The organism is Streptomyces sp. CA-142005, from assembly GCF_050942335.1.
GTDB lineage: Bacteria > Actinomycetota > Actinomycetes > Streptomycetales > Streptomycetaceae > Streptomyces.
Genome location: NZ_CP192078.1, coordinates 9,510,138 through 9,525,604 on the forward strand (window position 1 = coordinate 9,510,138; position 15,467 = coordinate 9,525,604).

Genomic DNA, 15,467 nt, shown 5'->3' on the forward strand with positions numbered 1-15,467 from the left:
TGCTGCATCGGCAACCTTCACCGCCCCAAGCGCCACAGCGGGCGCCTCCGCCGCGTTTTCTATCTGCCCGCCCAGACCAGCATCGTCCGCGAAGGCCCCGACCGCGGCTACTACCTGAAGAAGCGGACCGAGGGCCGCACGCACGTCCAGGCCGTCATCGCCCTCGCCCGCCGACGTGTCGACGTCCTATGCGCCCTCCTGCGCGACGGCAGAGCCGGTCACCCTCCATCCACCCGTCGCCGAAGCCGCTTAAACGGGCCAGCGCACCCCGCCTACCTGGCGGTAGCCTGCGGGCCAAACCAGAAAGGTGGGTCCAGTGGGCCTCGACGCAGAACGATCAGCACGCATCGCTGCCATGCAGGAAACCGCCCGGCCCGTCTGGGAGGCAACCGGCGACACGGACGCGCTCCAGCAGTTCCTCAAGGACAAGGGGTGTCATGGAGTCGAAGCCGTGTTCGTGACCATGGGTCTGCTGAACTGCGATCTTGCCCAAGCCCAACGCGCCTTCTTCAACGCACCGTGCCGTGACGCCGAACGCCGCTTCCACAACCACGCCATGGACCTGCTTGAGGAGGCCGCCGACGCCGATGCCTGACACCCCCCGGCCCAGCAGAGGCACTTGCGATGAATCAATCTTCGTCATTCGACGAGGAGCCCCGTCGTACGGAGAACACCAAGACCCCGATCAGCGCGAGGATGACCAGGACCGCGACGAACCCCCAGAGTCCGGACCCCCAACCCGCGCTTGTGTCATGCTTCAGAGGCGATAGGCCACCGAGCCCAACAGCGAGCGCCCCATGCCTCGTATCCCCCAGGTTCAAGGGCGAAGCGTATTGCTGCCCACGATCCGCGGCCAGGGAGCGAGGCGCGCACGTGCTCCTCGCGTGCCCGATCGAGCAGACACGAGCGGGGAACACCGGATAGCGCGTCAGGAAGGCGCGGGCCATCCTGCCAGCGTCTTGCCGGCTCAGGCCGCATCCGGATACGCGATCTTCCCAACTGGCGACTTGGTCGCACGGCAAGTGGGGTCCGGGATTGTTCTTATGCGTTCCGGCGCGCTTCCCGACTACGCGTTGCCTCTGTGCTCGCCATGCGCCTGGCTGGTTGGCACAGGTGCAACCGGACGGACCGCGGTGAAGTCCTGGAACTCGTAGCGGGTGGCGGAGAGCAACAGCAGCCACTCGTCGCAGCCCTGCCACGGATAGAGGTCGCCGGCGCCTCCGCGCACCACCCGCGGTCCGTCTCCGGTACGGGGGCGGGCGTCCACCGGTGCGTCCGTGAAATGCGGGATCCACACGTCAGCGCAGATTTCGTTTGCCGATCCCATCGCCGCCAGCCCGAAGGCGTTCTCAGCCGCGGCAGTGCGCTCCTCGTCGGCAAAGTCGTCGAGCACCTGGTCCTCGTCCGGCCTCCCGTTCCCGCGGAAGGTCAGGGTGGTGGTGCCCGCCCGGGCCGCATACTCCCACTCCGCCTCGCTGGGCAGCCGGAATGGCAACGTCCCGAGCAGGTCATCCAAGTCGTCCTCGAGCCGGGCGGTGCTCGAAGCCGAGTCGGCGAAGTCGTCCTCGTACTCGGGCAGCCAGTGCCGTACTTGTGCAACCGTGAGCGGATGACGGGCGATCAGGAATGGCTCGACTCGCACTTCCCGCACCGGCCGGGCTACTCGGACAGCACCAGCGAAGAACGCTTCGAGGTCGTCATCGGCGCCGTCGGCCCGCTCGATGGCACGAACGGCGTCCAGTTCCGCGTCGGACAACCCCATCCGGAACGTCCCACCGGGAACAGCCCGGAAGACCACTCCGGAGGGCGTGTGCCGCCAAGCCGGTCCGCCGGCCACGATGTCTTGAGCCCACATGGTGCCGGACGCTAGCAGCTGGGCGTTCCGGACGAAGGAGGGCATCCAGATCCGGTGTCAGGGCTCCCGTGGACCACTGGCGGACGAGATGCTTGGAGCCGAGCCCACTACGAAGAAACTGACGGTTGTCGGTCAGGGCAGCCGTCGGCGTGTATGCGGAACCGGGAGTACGGCCCTGGGACTGTCCAGCCCTCCAGCCAGCCGGTAAGCCACCGGGCGAGGGCCAAAGTGGTCGGGACCAGGACGCAGCAGTCATTGGCATCCCAGTCCCAGACGCGGCCCTCGGGGGTGCTGAAGTCGATCATCGTCCACATGCAGCAGCCGCGGTCCATGAGCGGGACGACCCCCTCGGGTGTTGCGGGGATGTCGGAGTCGTCCATCGCCGAGAAGAGCCGGTGCGCCTCGATCATGTCCCGCTCTTCGCTGAACCAATTGCCGGTGTCCGTCAACGAGAGGCATTCCCAGACTCCGAAGCCGCCGTTGGCGACTTCCAGGTAGAGGCGCCGCAGCAACTGTGGCATCGGGCGGCCGACCGCACGCTCGACCGCCGTAACGTCCTCCGGCGTTGCCGGCGGGGGTAGGTCACGGTCGGCGACACGGGTGCGGACGGCCTCGACAATCTCGTCGTCGGTCATGGCCTGTCGCCCCCAGCCGGCCCGGTTCGAGTAGGACTCGTACGAGTGGCGGGTGCCACGATCCCACTCCTGTCCCGTGTGCCCTGCCCTGCTGGTGGCGCTCCTGGACTCGGGGGCCGCGTTCACCGGGAGCCCTGGGATCTCAAGGCTCCCGCGTGAGCGGCTGTGCGTGGCGTCAGCGTGTGAACTTTTCGATGGCCTCCGGGGTGACGGGGGTGAAGAAGTTGACGAGGTTGCCGTCGGGGTCGCGGAACAGCAGCGACCGGTTGCCCCAGGGCATCGTGGTGGGCTCGTTGACGAAGTCGGTGACGAAGCCGGTCAGGTTCTGGTGAACGCGGTCCACGTCGTCGACGAGGAACTCGGTGATCACGCTGCGGTTGTCCGCCGGGCGGGCAGAGCCCGGGGCGAACAGCGGGACGGTGCGGGTGCTGGCGATCGCGAGGGTTGCGCCCGCGGTCTTGAGTTCGGCGAAGTCCTCGGTGGCCCGTATCGCCTCCATCCCTGTGGCTCGCTCGTAGAACTCGACGAGGCGTGCGACGTCGCTGGTGATGATGCGGATCGAGACGAAGTCCATGGGAGTCTCCTTGGCTGTGCTGGAGGCATACGCGTCGCAGGCTAGGAGAAATAGTGGACAGAATCGGTCCGGTATTCGCGTTAGAGTGCGAACATGCCTCGACCCACCGGCCGCGTGCTGACACTCCTGGAGCTGCTGCAGTCGGGCGGCACCCGGACTGTGGCCGAGCTCGCCGACCGCCTCGGCGTCGAAGGGCGCACTGTGCGGCGGTATGTGGACCAGCTGATCGACCTGGACGTGCCCGTGGAGTCGGTGCGCGGCCGCTACGGCGGGTACCGGCTGGCTCCCGGGTACCGCTTGCCCCCGCTCATGCTCAGCGACGACGAGGCGCTGGCCGTGCTGCTCGGCCTGGTCGCCGGCCGCCAGGCAGGGCTGACGGCGACGGAGCGCACGGCAAACGAGACGGCGTCAGCGAAGATCCGGCGGGTGCTGCCCAAGCACATCGCCCGCCGGCTCGACACACTCCTGGAAGCTCTCGCCTTCACGGATCACCCCGGCGAGTTGGACCACCCGGACGCCGGGCTCCTGCTCACCATCGCCGATGCGGTGCGCCACCGCCGACCGGTCTCGATCCGCTACACCGACCGCGACGGACGGCGCAGCGAACGCACACTGCACGCGTACGGGATCGTCGCCCATGCGGGCCGGTGGTACGTCACGGGCAAGGACGCCCAGGTCGGCGAGGACCGAACCTTCCGGCTCGATCGCATCGCAGACGCGCGGACCCTGCCCGGCTCATTCGAAGCGCCGGTGGGTCCCGGTCCGGCACAGCGCGTGTTGTCAGGATTTGCCACGGCCGAGTACCGGCATGAGGTGACCTTGCGGATCCACGGGACGGTTGGGCAGATCCGCGCGTACCTTCCCGCCAGCGTCGCGAGCCTGGAGGAGCACGAGCCCGTGGCCGGCCAGGACCCGGCCGCCGAGCACTGGCTGCGCGTCGAGCTGCGGGCGGAGCGGCTCGACTGGTTGCCTCCGATACTCGCCTCACTCGACCGGCCGTTCGTCATCGAGCGCCCCGCTGAACTGCGCGACCTCGTCATCGCGCTCGCCGATCGCCTCGCGTCCTACGCCCGCCAAGCCTGACGGTGAGGAACCAATGTCACGAGACGGCACAACTGGATGAGCGTCCAACTGCGTGACAACGTCGACGCACACCGGCGGACGAGCACGGACGCGGCCACGGACACTAGTGATCACTCCGATCCGGCATCGCGTCCGACCGACGCGGCGAGGTCAGGATGCTTGCAAGCGCCTACAGATCGGCGCCATCACCTCCCACGTAACGGCACGGAGCGTCAAAGTCCGCTTGGCAACGGGCCCTTAGACGCCTGCGTACACCAGCGGGTTTCTCGCGGGTGGCGGCGGTCCGGTGACCTCCACGTGGGCCGGGCGGAGCAGTTGGGCGCCGAGCCGGTAGCCGGGGCGCAGGATCTTCGTGCAGATCAACCGGTCGGTGTCGGGGGAGACATGGTGGGTGACGGCGTCGTGGCACGCCGGGTCGAAGGGGTCGCCCTCCTCTCCGAACGTCTCCAGTCCCAGGGACCCCAGCTGGGCGCCAAGAGTGTCGGCGATGTCCTTCAGCCCCACTGTCCTGGGCTCGTGCGCGCACGTGCGGTCGACGGAGTCCAGGACGGGCAGCAGGGCACGCAGGACGTTGGCCACGGCGATCTCGCGTACGGCCATGCGGTCCCGGCGCACCCGCTTGCGGTAGTTGTCGTACTCGGCCTTCAGCCGCTGCAGGTCGGCCGTGCGTTCCTCCAGCAGACGCTGCAGCAGGGCGGGGTCCGGGTTCTGCAGCCGGCCCTTGTCCATGGTCAGCCCGCCTCCGGCTTGTCGTCGTCGACGATCTCGGCGTCCACCACACCCTCGTCCGAGGAGTCGGCAGCGGACGCGTCCGCACCGGAGGCCGTCTGGCTCTCCGTGCGGGACCGCTCGTACATCGCCGTACCGATCTTCTGCGCCGCCTCGGTCGCACGTTCCATGGCCTGCCGGATCGCGGCCGTGTCGTCGCCCTTCAGCCGCTCCTTCAGCTCAGCGAGCGCGCTCTCCGTCTCGCTCTTCGCGTCCGCCGGGATGTTGTCGGGGTTGTCCCGGATGAGCTTCTCGGTGGAGTAGACGAGCTGTTCGGCCTGGTTGCGGGTCTCAGCGGCCTCCCGGCGTCGGCGGTCCTCCTCGGCATGCTGCTCCGCCTCGCGGACCATGCGGTCGATGTCGTCCTTGGGCAGCGCCGAGCCACCGGTGACGGTCATCTTCTGTTCCTTGCCGGTGCCGAGGTCCTTGGCGGAGACGTGCATGATCCCGTTGGCGTCGATGTCGAAGGCGACCTCGATCTGCGGCACTCCGCGCGGCGCGGGAGGCAGGCCGGTCAGCTCGAACATGCCGAGCTTCTTGTTGTACGCGGCGATCTCCCGCTCGCCCTGGAAGACCTGGATGGTCACCGAGGGCTGGTTGTCCTCGGCGGTGGTGAAGATCTCCGAGCGGCGGGTCGGGATCGTGGTGTTGCGCTCGATCAGCTTGGTCATGATGCCGCCCTTGGTCTCGATGCCCAGGGACAGCGGGGTGACGTCGAGCAGCAGGACATCCTTGACCTCGCCCTTGAGGACGCCGGCCTGGAGCGAGGCGCCGACGGCCACCACCTCGTCCGGGTTCACGCCCTTGTGCGGATCCTTGCCGGTGAGCTCCCGCACCAGCTCCGTCACCGCGGGCATACGGGTCGAGCCGCCCACCAGAATGACATGGTTGATGTCCGACACCTTGATCCCGGCGTCCTTCACCGCGTTGTGGAACGGGCCCTTGCACCGCTCCAGCAGATCCGACGTCAGCTGCTGGAACTGGGCGCGGGTGAGTTTCTCGTCCAGGTGCAGCGGGCCCTCCGGCGAGGCCGTGATGTAGGGGAGGTTGAGGTTCGTCTCCGTCGAGCTCGACAACTCGACCTTGGCCCGCTCCGCCGCCTCCCGCAGGCGCTGCACGGCCATCTTGTCCTTGGCCAGATCGATGCCGTGGTTGTTCTTGAAGGTCGTGACCAGGCGGTCGACGATCCGCTGGTCCCAGTCGTCGCCGCCGAGGTGGGTGTCGCCGTTGGTGGCCTTGACCTCGATGACTCCCTCCCCGATCTCCAGCAGCGACACGTCGAAGGTGCCACCGCCCAGATCGAAGACGAGAACCGTCTGGTCGTTCTCCTTGTCCAGCCCGTACGCCAGCGCGGCGGCCGTCGGCTCGTTGATGATCCGCAGCACGTTCAGGCCGGCGATCTCCCCGGCCTCCTTGGTCGCCTGCCGCTGTGCGTCGTCGAAGTACGCGGGGACGGTGACCACGGCGTCGGTGACGTCCTCGCCCAGGTGCGCCTCCGCGTCCCGCTTCAGCTTCTGCAGCACGCGCGCGGAGATCTCCTGCGCCGTGTAGCGCTTGCCGTCGATGTCACCGTGCTCGGGAAACCGCCAGCCGTGATCGCCCATGTGCCGCTTCACGGAGCGCGCGGTGCGATCGACGTTGGTGACGGCCTGCCGTTTGGCGACCTCCCCGACCAGCACCTCGCCGTTCTTCGCGAAGGCCACGACCGAAGGTGTCGTCCGGGCCCCTTCGGCGTTGGTGACCACGGTGGGCTCGCCGCCTTCGAGGACCGAGACCACGGAGTTCGTCGTTCCCAGATCAATACCGACTGGACGCGCCATCAGGACTCTCCCTCCTGCTCCGCCTCCATTCTCGGCCCGCCGGCTGACCACTGCGAACTGCTCATTCGGACCACGTTGCTCATCGCCTTGGTAAAACTTGAGCGCCTTCGCGCCAAGTCTTGCACCGGCGGATGTCACCGAGTGCCAGGTCGTGACTCATAGTGCAGGCTGTGGAAGCGACCGCTCTCCTCGCGCCCGGCGGGGTCATGACCCAGAGACCGCACCGTCGCGATCGCAAACTGCTGTTCCCGTTCGTCGGTGAAGAGCCGCTGCGGATAGGTGCGGGAGACATCGAGTGTGGTGTGCAGGCCGTGCGCGGCCAGTGCGCGGACGATCGGCTGGTACGACACCGTCCGCAGGACGAACGCGCTGATCCACACCGGTCTCCGCGTGCTGTCGAGCAGTGCCGTGAACGTTCGGTCGGTGATGTAGCTGCCGCCGCCGGTCAGGGTGACGAGCCCGACCTCGGCGAGCGCACGCCTCAGCCCGGGGCCGGGCGGTCCCTGTTCCAGGTCGTCGGTGAAGGCGGCGTCCAGGAGACCCACCTCCAGCGCGTACTGCACGGCGGGCGCCGCGACGTCCAGGCCGAACACCGGCACCGCGTCCGGGCGGCGCCGTCCCGCGTAGAACTCCTTGTCCTGCGCAGCGAGTCGTGCCGTCGACATCTCCTGGCGATCGGGTGAGGTGTACCGCTCGTACATGTCCGCGAGCGTCACATCGTGGTTGAGCAGTGCGGCGTTGATCCCGTACGAGCAGCACAGATCCAGCACCGCCGGCCTGCCGGGGTGTCCGTCGTCGAGTGCGGCCCGTTCGGCGGCGGCCTGCCGGAAGACCGGCTGGGCATGGTGCGGGATCTCGTACTCCAGCGGGGCCAGCCGACGGAAGTACATGCGAGGGTCCGGCCGGTCGTAGATGTCGTCGAACCGCGACTTGCCGGTCGCCACGCCCCCGGTACCGCCAGAGCCGGACTCGGCCATGCCGTACTCCTCCCCGCGGAAGACATCGGTACCTCCATCATGTCTCGCCCTTTATGTCCTGGGATGTCTGCCACACCGAGGTCCACGGGTGTGCTTCGGCCGCAGTGTGACGCCGGGGCGCAGGCGGTGCGGTGGATCGGAGATACCGGCCGTCCAGCGCAGGTGGGACGGCGCCACGCGGCCGGACGTGGGCACGGCCCGCTTCAGTACCAGCCGGACCGCAGCCGGTCAGCCGCCCAACGATCCGAACGCGGACCCGACCGTCCGGACGCGGATCCCTCCGGCCCACCGCCGGCGCCGCCCGGCGGACGCCGGTGGCCGACCCGTGATCGCGTGACGACCGCCGTGGTGTCGGCGGCCGTCACCGCCGCGGTGGGCGGAGTGATCTACGGGGTCCTGGCGCCGCAGACCGGCCACGGCGGCGCGACATCCACCGCGGCGGCCTCCGCGACTCGGCCGTCCGGCACCGGGCCAACCACCCCGGACGACTACACCCCGGTCTACCGCCACCGGACGCTGTCCCTGAAGAACTACAACTACGACTTCGACCTGCGCGCGGGTGCGGTCAGCGGCTCGGAGACCGCCTGGAGCGTCGGCACGGACGCCGGGGGTGACGGCGACGGAGCCTTCGAGATCCAGCCACTCACCGACATCTACGTCATACCGGGGAAGGCCGTACCGACTGCCGGGCAGTGCGCCGCCAAGGCCACTCACCACCCCCGCGACGACCGGCTTCACTTCGCGCAGGCACCGCCTGGCAGCACCTTCTGCCTGCGGGACACGACGAGCGGCGACATCGCCGTGTTCACCGTCATCGACGTCGACCACGGCAACCACGCGACCACGGGCGACATCACCTGCTACCGCCGTCGCAGATGACCCGAAATGATCGCGTGGTCAGAGGTTGAAGACCCGGCGGGCGTTTCCGGACAGGAACAGCTCGGTGGCTTCTTCGTCCAGTCCGAGATCACCGAGGTGTTCCAGCGCCTGGGCAGGGGTGATCATGGGGTAGTTCGAACCGAACAACACCTTCCTGCGGCCCCGGCCACGCAGGTACTCGGCGAGCTCTCGCGGGTAGCGGCGGGTGGTGTAGGCGCTGGTGTCGATGTAGACGTTGGCGTGCTTGTCGGCCACCGCGATCATCTCCGTGGTCCACGGGTAGCCGATGTGGCCGCAGACGATGGTCAGTTCGGGGAAGTCCAGCGCGACCTGGTCGATGTAGGGGATGGGGCGACCGGTTTCGGAGGGGCGCAGCGGGCCGGTGTGGCCGACCTGGGTGCAGAAGGGGATGCCGAGGTCGACGCAGGCGGCGTACAACGGGTAGTACAACCGGTCGGTGGGCGGCAGTTGCCACAGCCACGGCACGATCCGCAGGGCGGCGAAGCCGAGTTCCCCCACGGCCCGGCGCAGCTCGCGCACGGCATGGACGGGCCGGGTGAGGTCCGCGCCGGCGACCCCGCGCAGCCGTCCGTCGGACTGTGCGACGAACTCGGCCACCTCGTCATTGCTGATCAGCGGTCCCTGAGGCCCGTACCAGGCCGCCGCGAGACCGATCTCCACATCTGCCGCGGCCATGGCCGCGACAGTGGCCTTCACCGGCAGCGGCTCCTCCAGCAGTCCCCGCCCCGTCCACCGGCGCAACGACTCGAACATCTCGTGGTTGGAGTGACGGAGCGTGGGATGCTGCATCCACACATCGATGACCGGCATGGATCCTCCAGCAAGGGGCTGAGCGATCGCTTACGGCAACCATAGCCGCTCGACGTCGGCAGGTGTCTCCTGTCCGGCACGTCACTGACGCCCCGTCAATGGGTGGCTGTGGCAAAGTGGTTCGGCAGGAGATGCCCAAGGTGGGGAGCGCGGTCGTGGCGGCGGAGATGAACGAGCACGTGCGGAAGCGGCTGGAGGCGCCGAACTTCTGGTACTTGGCCACGGTGACGCCGGACGGGGCGCCGCACGTCACGCCGATGTGGGTGGGGCTGGAGGACGGGCTGATCGTGTTCAACACCTCGGTCGGCCGGATCAAGGAGGAGAACCTCCGCAACGACGCCAGGGTCCACCTCTCGCACGCCGACACCGAGAACCCCTACGACCGGGTGCAGATCTCCGGTCGTGCGGTGCGTTTCGTGGAGGGGGAGGAGGCCGAGCGTGGCATGGACCGGCTGGCCCGCAAGTACCTGGGCCTGAACGGATATCCCTGGCTGATCGTAGGCGAGCAGCGGGTACACGTTCTGGTCGAGCCGGAGCGGGTGCGCCACATCGTCGGCGTCGAACCGTTCCGCCCGGGAGTCATCCCGTCCTGAGCCGGTCCGCGCCGGCGGCGGCCTTCCGTCCAGGCATGATTGTCAGTGCCGACTGCGATGATCTTCGCATGAACGAGACGCACGCACACCTGGCAAGGCGCCTGCTCACGGCCGATGCGGACGGCTGGACGGAAACAGGCACCCAGGCTCTGCTCGCCGCCCTGGGCCGGGAGGGCCGCCTCCGCGCGGTGGGCCGGTTCGAGGAGCCGTACGTGAACGGCGAGGCTTACGTGGAGCTCGCGGTGCCGGTGCTGAGGCCGGCCGACACGGCGGCCGCGGCCCAGGCGGCGGCCTTCCGCGCGGTGAGCGAGGAGCTGACGGCGGAACTCGGCGAGGCGTCGATCATGGGTGTGTACGGCGACCTCGGCCCCTTCTACGCCTCAGGTCCGGCCTGGGGCACGCCGTACCTGCGCTGGCGCGGCCGGCCGAACACGCTGGAGCTCCGGGCCGGGGCGGACGGTCCCGAGCTGGTGCTGCAGCCGACCGGACCGCTGGAGAACTGGTTCTGGCGCCAGGGGCACGGCGAGGAACACGCGATCAGCGGATTCTTCGGCAGTCGCAACGACCCCGCGAACATCGGCCTGGGCCACCCCGGCGGCTGGCGTGCGAGAAGCTGGGAGGCGGTGACGCACTCGCTGGCGGACTTCCTGGCCACCCTGCCGGCCGAGACCACGGCCCTGGGCAGGCCGATCGGCATGCCGGTGTACGGCCGCGGGGCGGGGCCGGGCGCACCGCTCCTCTTCGAGATCTCCTGCGACGACCGCCTGGTGATCGGCTGCTTCCCGCCGCACGACATGGACCCGCGGCCGGAGGCCCTCGGCTGGGGCCGGATGGCGGACCACCCGGCCACGCGAGAGGTATGGGACGACGACCAAGATCCCCGCTGGCGCGTCGACGCGGGCGGCCCGGGGCAGCCGCGAGGCCACGAACTGGCGGAGATGCTGGTGGCGACGGCACGCGCGGCGGGAGTGCGGCAGCCGGAAGACCTCGTGATCGGCGGCGAGGCGGAGTACATGGGCCCGTACCACGTCACGTTCTACGGCCTCGGGCTCCCCACCGGCTGAAGATCCTCCCGTACCCTGTCGGACGGCCTGAGTCGTCCTGGACGGGCAGGCGGCTCGACCCCGGCTGTCCGGGATCTCCGTGGCAGCGGGGCCGGGCACGTCGGTGCGGCCTGACCCGCGTCCGACCCCGCTGGAGATGTGTGAAGGTTTGGCCCCCGCTGGTCCGCCGTCCCGGGACTTGGCGGACCGGCGCCTGTGAGGACGCTCTCGCGGGGTAAACGGAACCTACGCCTCCACCTGCCGTGACGGAAACCCCTCGGAAGTGTGGTCCAGGTCATATCGGCCGGTGCTTCGCATTCGCTGGGTCCCTGTGCAACCTTGTCGGCCCGATCGGGGGCGCAGACGCGCGGTTGAGATCACGCTCGGAATCAACGCCGGGACACCAAGCGGGAGCGTTCAGTGTCGGACACGCCGTGCCGAGCGCATCGCGGCTGCAGGCGCCCCTCCCTCCCCGTGCTGCTCGTACGGAAACGTCCGGCGCCGACTGGAAGTGCCGTCGGTCTGCCGCGTCTTGCGCATGATCTGTTGGCGAGTGCCCTGGTGGTAGCCGGGCCCTGGCCTACCGCAGAGCCGCGGGCCTGCGCTCTGCGGTCCCCGATGGCGGAAGCGGCCATGTGCTGTCCGCTCGCTGTGACCGTGGCTTGGCAACCGCTTGCAGGGCTTCGCTCGAAGACTCAGCATGACGGTTCCCACTCGTTGTTCCGGCAGTGAGCGGGCTTGTGCGCGCGAGTGCGTGAGGAGTACACGTGACCTGTGCGGAGCCGGCGACGGGTGGTTTCCGGTGTCCCGTGTTTTTCGGAAAGGGCTGGATGTGCCAGAGCCGTTTGATGCCGTGACCCCCGCTGCCGTCGGCGGGGCGGGGTACGCGCCGGAGGCGGCCGCACCGCCGACGGTCGGTGTGGAGGAGGAGTTCGTCCTGGCCGACCGGCGCAGCAGGTCGACCGTCAGCAGGTCTCTTTCCGTGGTGCGTGCCGCGCGCGCTCGCCTCGGCGGGGCGCATGTCACCCCCGAGCTGTCGCAGTCCCAGGTGGAGACGGTAAGTGCGGTGTGTCGTACCGGAATTGAAGTAGAGGCGGAAGTCCTTCGATTACGCGCGGGTGCGGCTGCCGCAGCGGCCGAGCACGACTGCCTGCTGGTGCCCAGTGGCGTGGCGGTGCTGGGCCGTTCCGGGCCGCCGCCCGTCCTCGACCGGGCACGGTACCAGACCCTTGCGCGCCGCTTCGGGCCCGTGGTTCACGGGCAGGGCGTGAACGCCTGCCACGTACACGTCGGCGTGGCCGACCGGGAGGATGCCGTTCGGGCGGTCAACCACCTGCGGGGCTGGATGCCGTTGCTGCTGGCCCTGACCGCCAACTCCCCGTACAGCGACGGCGCGGACACCGGGTACGCGAGCTGGCGGTCGGTGCTCTGGAGCCGTTGGCCCTCGGCGGGACCTCCTCCCCACCTGCGCGACGCGGCGCACTACCAACGGGTCGTCGACCAGCTCGTGTCCTCCGGAGCGGCGCTCGATCCGGCCATGGTCTACTGGCATGTCCGGCCCTCGGCGCATCTTCCCACCATCGAGGTCCGCATCGCTGACGTGATGCCCGACGCCAAGACCACCACCGCGTACGCGCTGCTCGTCCGTGCCCTCGTCGGGTACGCCGTGGAGGTGGGGCGCTTCGGCGAACCCGCGCCCGACGTCCCTGACCTGCTGTTGAGAGCGGCGTGCTGGCAGGCCGCGCGGCACGGATCCGTCGGCACCCTGCCCGGCACCCACACCCGCGACTGCGCTCCCACGGACGTCGGCCGGCTGATCGAGGAGCTGTGGAAACGGGTCGAGCCACACCTCAGTCGGCACGGCGACGACGGACGGGTCGGCGACTGGCTGGGCGATGTCCAGCTCCACGGGTCCGGCTCCGCGCGGCAGAGGCGTGCGGCGGAACGGCACGAGGGTGGCCTACGGGCCGTGGTGGACGACCTCGCCGTCGAGGTTCCGTGAGGTCGGCCGGTGGGGGCGATGTGGCTGGTGTGGTTTTTGTTGCGCCAGGCAGCAGCAGTCGGCGCGGTGCCCGGATGCCTGGACCGAACTCGCCTGTCATCCCTCGGCGACGATGGACATCGCCGGGTTTACCGTGTTCCTGAGGGCTTTGTTCGGACGTTGAGCGCAGCCCGGAGTCCTCGGCTTCGCCGAACCCTGCCGCTCCTGCTCGCCCGGGGGGTGCCATGAAAGTCGAAATGATCCAAAGGGCCGCCGACGTGCTCTTCGATGTGCCGGACGAGATGCACGAAGAGATCATCATGCTCATCAGCGTGGTCACCGACGACAACGAGACACGGGCGCCGGACCTCGCGGCCGCGTTCGGGGAGTGGTGTTGGCTGGTGTATACGATCCGCGGCGACGTGGTCGAGGTGCTGGACGTCGGCTGCGCCCGGTGACGCCGGGAGGTGCTCGCTGTATGCGACGACGGCGCCCGGCGGGATCGACCTCGAAGACGGTGTGTCGTCATGATGTGGGCATGAAGATTCCCGACCGACGGATCGAACTGTTCACCGGCACCGGCAGCGAGAACCGGTTCAGCGGCCCCGCGACCGGTGACGAGCGGACCATGCTCGTGGCCATGCTGGACGCCCAGCGGGCCACCCTGGAGCTGAAGTGCTCCGGCCTGGGGCCGGAGTTGGCCCTGCGGTCCGTGTCTCCGTCCTCGCTCTCCCTGCTCGGCCTTGTCCGGCACCTCGCGGACGTGGAACGCCGCTGGTTCCGGGCCGTGCTCGCCGGGCACGACGTCGAACTGTGCTTCTCCTCCTCGGACGTCCCCGAGGGCGACTTCGACGGCGTCAGCCCCGATCCCGAGGTCGTGGCGGCATCCTGGGCGGCCTGGCGGGCCGAAGTCGCCTTCGCGGAAGCGTTCGTCGCCGAGGCCGCGCATCTCGATATCGAGGGCCAGGACCCCTGGCGGGGCACGGTCTCCCTGCGCTGGGTGCTCATCCACATGATCGAGGAGTACGCCCGTCACAACGGGCACGCCGACCTGATCCGCGAACGGATCGACGGCGCGGTCGGGGTGTGACCCAGGCTTGCTGCGCCGGCCCCGCCGGGCGGCCGGCTCAGTGATGGTGGTGGTGCTCGCCCTGCCCATGCCCGTGTCCCCCTGCCTGACCGTGACCGTTGGCGTGGTCGTCGTCCTGCTCGCCGTGGTTCGGTGAGCCGCCCATCATGCGCAGCATCGCCGGGCCGCCGGTGCGCAGGAAGCGGACGAGGAGGGCGGCGGCCAGCAGCAGGAAGGCGATGTTGAGCCACGTCGTGTAGTTCCAGCTGACGCCCTCCTCGGGGATCTTCGCGTCGGCCTGGTCGGGGATGAGGCCCAGACCCCCGAAGGCGAACTCCACGACGTAGCCGGCCACCGCCATCGCGGCGAAGAACGTGCCCAGCAGGAAGGCGGCCATCCGGGCGCCGTAGTACTTCCGGTAGATGTTCAGGATCGGAAGGATCAGCAGGTCGGCGTAGATGAAGGCGATGACACCGCCGAAACTGATGCCGCCCTTCCACAGCACCACGGCGAGCGGCACGTTGCCGATGGAGCAGACGAACGTGGCGATGGCCACCACCGGTCCGATCAGCGGCCCGATCAGCTTGGCCGCGAGCGGATGGTCGGCCAGGAAGAAGGTGCGCCAGAACTCGTCCGGCACCCACGCGGCGATCGCCCCGGCGATCAGGAGGCCCGCCACCAGGTCGCGCAGGATCGCCGCCCACTCCATGACGAAGATGTGGGAGACGGAGGTGACGCCGTCGCGGGAGAGGAGCCGGCGCAGGAAGCCGCCCTCGCCGCGCACGGACATGTCCATCGCCGCATGCCCCTCCATCGACCCGGCCAGTCCGCGCTCGGCCTGCTCCCGCGCCTGCCTCAGCAACCGCTCCCGCAGGAGGAGCCGGAACAGCACCGCGAGTACGACGATCATGATCGGACCGCCGACGAACTCCGCGGCGGTGAACTGCCACCCCATCAACAGGGCCAGGATCACGCCCAGTTCGACCACCAGGTTGGTCGAGGCGATCTCGAAGCCCATCGCCGCCGTGAAGTTCGCCCCTTTGCGGAACAGCGAGCGGGCGAGGGCGACGGCGGCGTACGAGCAGGAAGAGGAGGCCGCGCCGAGCCCCGCGGACAGGGCGAGCGTGCGGGGCCGGTCGTCCCCCAGCAGTCGTACGACGGTCTCTCGGCGAACCACTGCCTGGACGACGGCGGACAAGGTGAAGCCGAGGATCAGAGCCCAGGTGATCTCCCAGGTCATGGACCCGGCGATGGACAACGCGTGCCCGATCGCATGCATGTTGCACACCTTTCGCCGTTGCCTGTCGCCAGCAGCCTTGATTCTATACCCCATAGGGGTATGTGGGGGGTTACGATGAC

General features: G+C 69.1%; 16 protein-coding genes and 1 pseudogene. 9 read left to right on the forward strand and 8 right to left on the reverse strand.

Features of this window, described 5'->3' with window-relative positions; all coding sequences use genetic code 11:
• Window positions 1-9: 9 nt before the first annotated feature.
• A pseudogene (locus ACQPXS_RS43895) lies at window positions 10-225 on the forward strand (IS110 family transposase); the annotation flags it as partial.
• A 91-nt stretch (window positions 226-316) separates the two neighbouring features.
• Entirely contained in the window at window positions 317-595 is a 279-nt protein-coding gene (locus ACQPXS_RS43900; protein ID WP_433455052.1) for a hypothetical protein, read from the forward strand.
• A gap of 471 nt (window positions 596-1,066) precedes the next feature.
• Here ACQPXS_RS43900 and ACQPXS_RS43905 read toward each other — a convergent pair whose 3' ends face one another.
• The 3 genes from ACQPXS_RS43905 to ACQPXS_RS43915 form a co-directional block, all read right to left on the reverse strand.
• A complete protein-coding gene (locus ACQPXS_RS43905; RefSeq protein ID WP_433455053.1) occupies window positions 1,067-1,762 on the reverse strand; it encodes a formylglycine-generating enzyme family protein in 696 nt (231 codons plus the stop codon).
• 200 nt (window positions 1,763-1,962) lie between these two features.
• On the reverse strand, window positions 1,963-2,490 hold the full coding sequence (locus ACQPXS_RS43910) for an SMI1/KNR4 family protein (RefSeq protein ID WP_433455054.1): 528 nt from the start codon (window positions 2,488-2,490) through the stop codon (window positions 1,963-1,965).
• Window positions 2,491-2,665: 175 nt separating this feature from the next.
• Window positions 2,666-3,064 carry a VOC family protein gene (locus ACQPXS_RS43915; RefSeq protein WP_433455055.1) on the reverse strand — a complete coding sequence of 133 codons (399 nt, stop codon included), beginning with the start codon at window positions 3,062-3,064 and terminating at the stop codon, window positions 2,666-2,668.
• A 93-nt stretch (window positions 3,065-3,157) separates the two neighbouring features.
• On the opposite strand from ACQPXS_RS43915, the gene ACQPXS_RS43920 reads away from it, so the two are divergent.
• Window positions 3,158-4,147: a helix-turn-helix transcriptional regulator gene (locus ACQPXS_RS43920; protein ID WP_433455056.1), complete on the forward strand. Its 990-nt coding sequence runs from the start codon at window positions 3,158-3,160 to the stop codon at window positions 4,145-4,147.
• Between the two features lie 237 nt (window positions 4,148-4,384).
• Here ACQPXS_RS43920 and grpE read toward each other — a convergent pair whose 3' ends face one another.
• From grpE to ACQPXS_RS43935, 3 genes are all read right to left on the reverse strand, one after another.
• Complete coding sequence (gene grpE, locus ACQPXS_RS43925; RefSeq protein WP_433455057.1) at window positions 4,385-4,876, reverse strand: nucleotide exchange factor GrpE; 492 nt, start codon at window positions 4,874-4,876, stop codon at window positions 4,385-4,387.
• A 2-nt stretch (window positions 4,877-4,878) separates the two neighbouring features.
• Window positions 4,879-6,735, reverse strand: a complete 1,857-nt coding sequence (gene dnaK / locus ACQPXS_RS43930) for a molecular chaperone DnaK (protein WP_433455058.1) — start codon at window positions 6,733-6,735, stop codon at window positions 4,879-4,881.
• A gap of 134 nt (window positions 6,736-6,869) precedes the next feature.
• Complete coding sequence (locus ACQPXS_RS43935; RefSeq protein ID WP_433455059.1) at window positions 6,870-7,712, reverse strand: hypothetical protein; 843 nt, start codon at window positions 7,710-7,712, stop codon at window positions 6,870-6,872.
• A 333-nt stretch (window positions 7,713-8,045) separates the two neighbouring features.
• Between ACQPXS_RS43935 and ACQPXS_RS43940 the strand changes: the two genes are divergently transcribed.
• A complete protein-coding gene (locus ACQPXS_RS43940; protein WP_433455060.1) occupies window positions 8,046-8,591 on the forward strand; it encodes a hypothetical protein in 546 nt (181 codons plus the stop codon).
• 18 nt (window positions 8,592-8,609) lie between these two features.
• Here ACQPXS_RS43940 and ACQPXS_RS43945 read toward each other — a convergent pair whose 3' ends face one another.
• Window positions 8,610-9,422 (reverse strand): amidohydrolase family protein, encoded by an 813-nt coding sequence (locus tag ACQPXS_RS43945; protein ID WP_433455061.1) that lies wholly within the window; start codon window positions 9,420-9,422, stop codon window positions 8,610-8,612.
• Between the two features lie 131 nt (window positions 9,423-9,553).
• On the opposite strand from ACQPXS_RS43945, the gene ACQPXS_RS43950 reads away from it, so the two are divergent.
• From ACQPXS_RS43950 to ACQPXS_RS43970, 5 genes are all read left to right on the forward strand, one after another.
• The gene (locus ACQPXS_RS43950; protein WP_433455062.1) at window positions 9,554-10,015 is read left to right on the forward strand and encodes a PPOX class F420-dependent oxidoreductase; all 462 of its coding nucleotides are present in this window, start codon (window positions 9,554-9,556) and stop codon (window positions 10,013-10,015) included.
• 68 nt (window positions 10,016-10,083) lie between these two features.
• Complete coding sequence (locus ACQPXS_RS43955; RefSeq protein WP_433455063.1) at window positions 10,084-11,079, forward strand: hypothetical protein; 996 nt, start codon at window positions 10,084-10,086, stop codon at window positions 11,077-11,079.
• Window positions 11,080-11,911: 832 nt separating this feature from the next.
• Complete coding sequence (locus ACQPXS_RS43960; RefSeq protein WP_433455064.1) at window positions 11,912-13,060, forward strand: carboxylate-amine ligase; 1,149 nt, start codon at window positions 11,912-11,914, stop codon at window positions 13,058-13,060.
• 236 nt (window positions 13,061-13,296) lie between these two features.
• Window positions 13,297-13,497, forward strand: coding sequence for a hypothetical protein (locus tag ACQPXS_RS43965; protein WP_356312616.1), 201 nt, complete (start codon window positions 13,297-13,299; stop codon window positions 13,495-13,497).
• An 80-nt stretch (window positions 13,498-13,577) separates the two neighbouring features.
• Window positions 13,578-14,129, forward strand: a complete 552-nt coding sequence (locus tag ACQPXS_RS43970; RefSeq protein WP_433455065.1) for a DinB family protein — start codon at window positions 13,578-13,580, stop codon at window positions 14,127-14,129.
• 37 nt (window positions 14,130-14,166) lie between these two features.
• On the opposite strand, the gene ACQPXS_RS43975 is transcribed toward ACQPXS_RS43970, so the two are convergent.
• The gene (locus ACQPXS_RS43975) at window positions 14,167-15,387 is read right to left on the reverse strand and encodes a permease (RefSeq protein WP_433455066.1); all 1,221 of its coding nucleotides are present in this window, start codon (window positions 15,385-15,387) and stop codon (window positions 14,167-14,169) included.
• Between the last annotated feature and the right edge of the window lie 80 nt (window positions 15,388-15,467).

Excerpts from the sequence above, each read along its gene's own strand:
- ACQPXS_RS43910 (WP_433455054.1), bottom strand. The coding sequence starts at position 2,490 with ATGACCGACGACGAGATTGTCGAGGCCGTCCGCACCCGTGTCGCCGAC.
- ACQPXS_RS43920 (WP_433455056.1), top strand. The coding sequence starts at position 3,158 with ATGCCTCGACCCACCGGCCGCGTGCTGACACTCCTGGAGCTGCTGCAG.
- grpE (WP_433455057.1), bottom strand. The coding sequence starts at position 4,876 with ATGGACAAGGGCCGGCTGCAGAACCCGGACCCCGCCCTGCTGCAGCGT.
- ACQPXS_RS43935 (WP_433455059.1), bottom strand. The coding sequence starts at position 7,712 with ATGGCCGAGTCCGGCTCTGGCGGTACCGGGGGCGTGGCGACCGGCAAG.
- ACQPXS_RS43905 (WP_433455053.1), bottom strand. The coding sequence starts at position 1,762 with ATGGGGTTGTCCGACGCGGAACTGGACGCCGTTCGTGCCATCGAGCGG.
- dnaK (WP_433455058.1), bottom strand. The coding sequence starts at position 6,735 with ATGGCGCGTCCAGTCGGTATTGATCTGGGAACGACGAACTCCGTGGTC.
- ACQPXS_RS43965 (WP_356312616.1), top strand. The coding sequence starts at position 13,297 with ATGATCCAAAGGGCCGCCGACGTGCTCTTCGATGTGCCGGACGAGATG.
- ACQPXS_RS43945 (WP_433455061.1), bottom strand. The coding sequence starts at position 9,422 with ATGCCGGTCATCGATGTGTGGATGCAGCATCCCACGCTCCGTCACTCC.
- ACQPXS_RS43975 (WP_433455066.1), bottom strand. The coding sequence starts at position 15,387 with ATGCATGCGATCGGGCACGCGTTGTCCATCGCCGGGTCCATGACCTGG.
- ACQPXS_RS43970 (WP_433455065.1), top strand. The coding sequence starts at position 13,578 with ATGAAGATTCCCGACCGACGGATCGAACTGTTCACCGGCACCGGCAGC.
- ACQPXS_RS43955 (WP_433455063.1), top strand. The coding sequence starts at position 10,084 with ATGAACGAGACGCACGCACACCTGGCAAGGCGCCTGCTCACGGCCGAT.
- ACQPXS_RS43915 (WP_433455055.1), bottom strand. The coding sequence starts at position 3,064 with ATGGACTTCGTCTCGATCCGCATCATCACCAGCGACGTCGCACGCCTC.
- ACQPXS_RS43950 (WP_433455062.1), top strand. The coding sequence starts at position 9,554 with ATGCCCAAGGTGGGGAGCGCGGTCGTGGCGGCGGAGATGAACGAGCAC.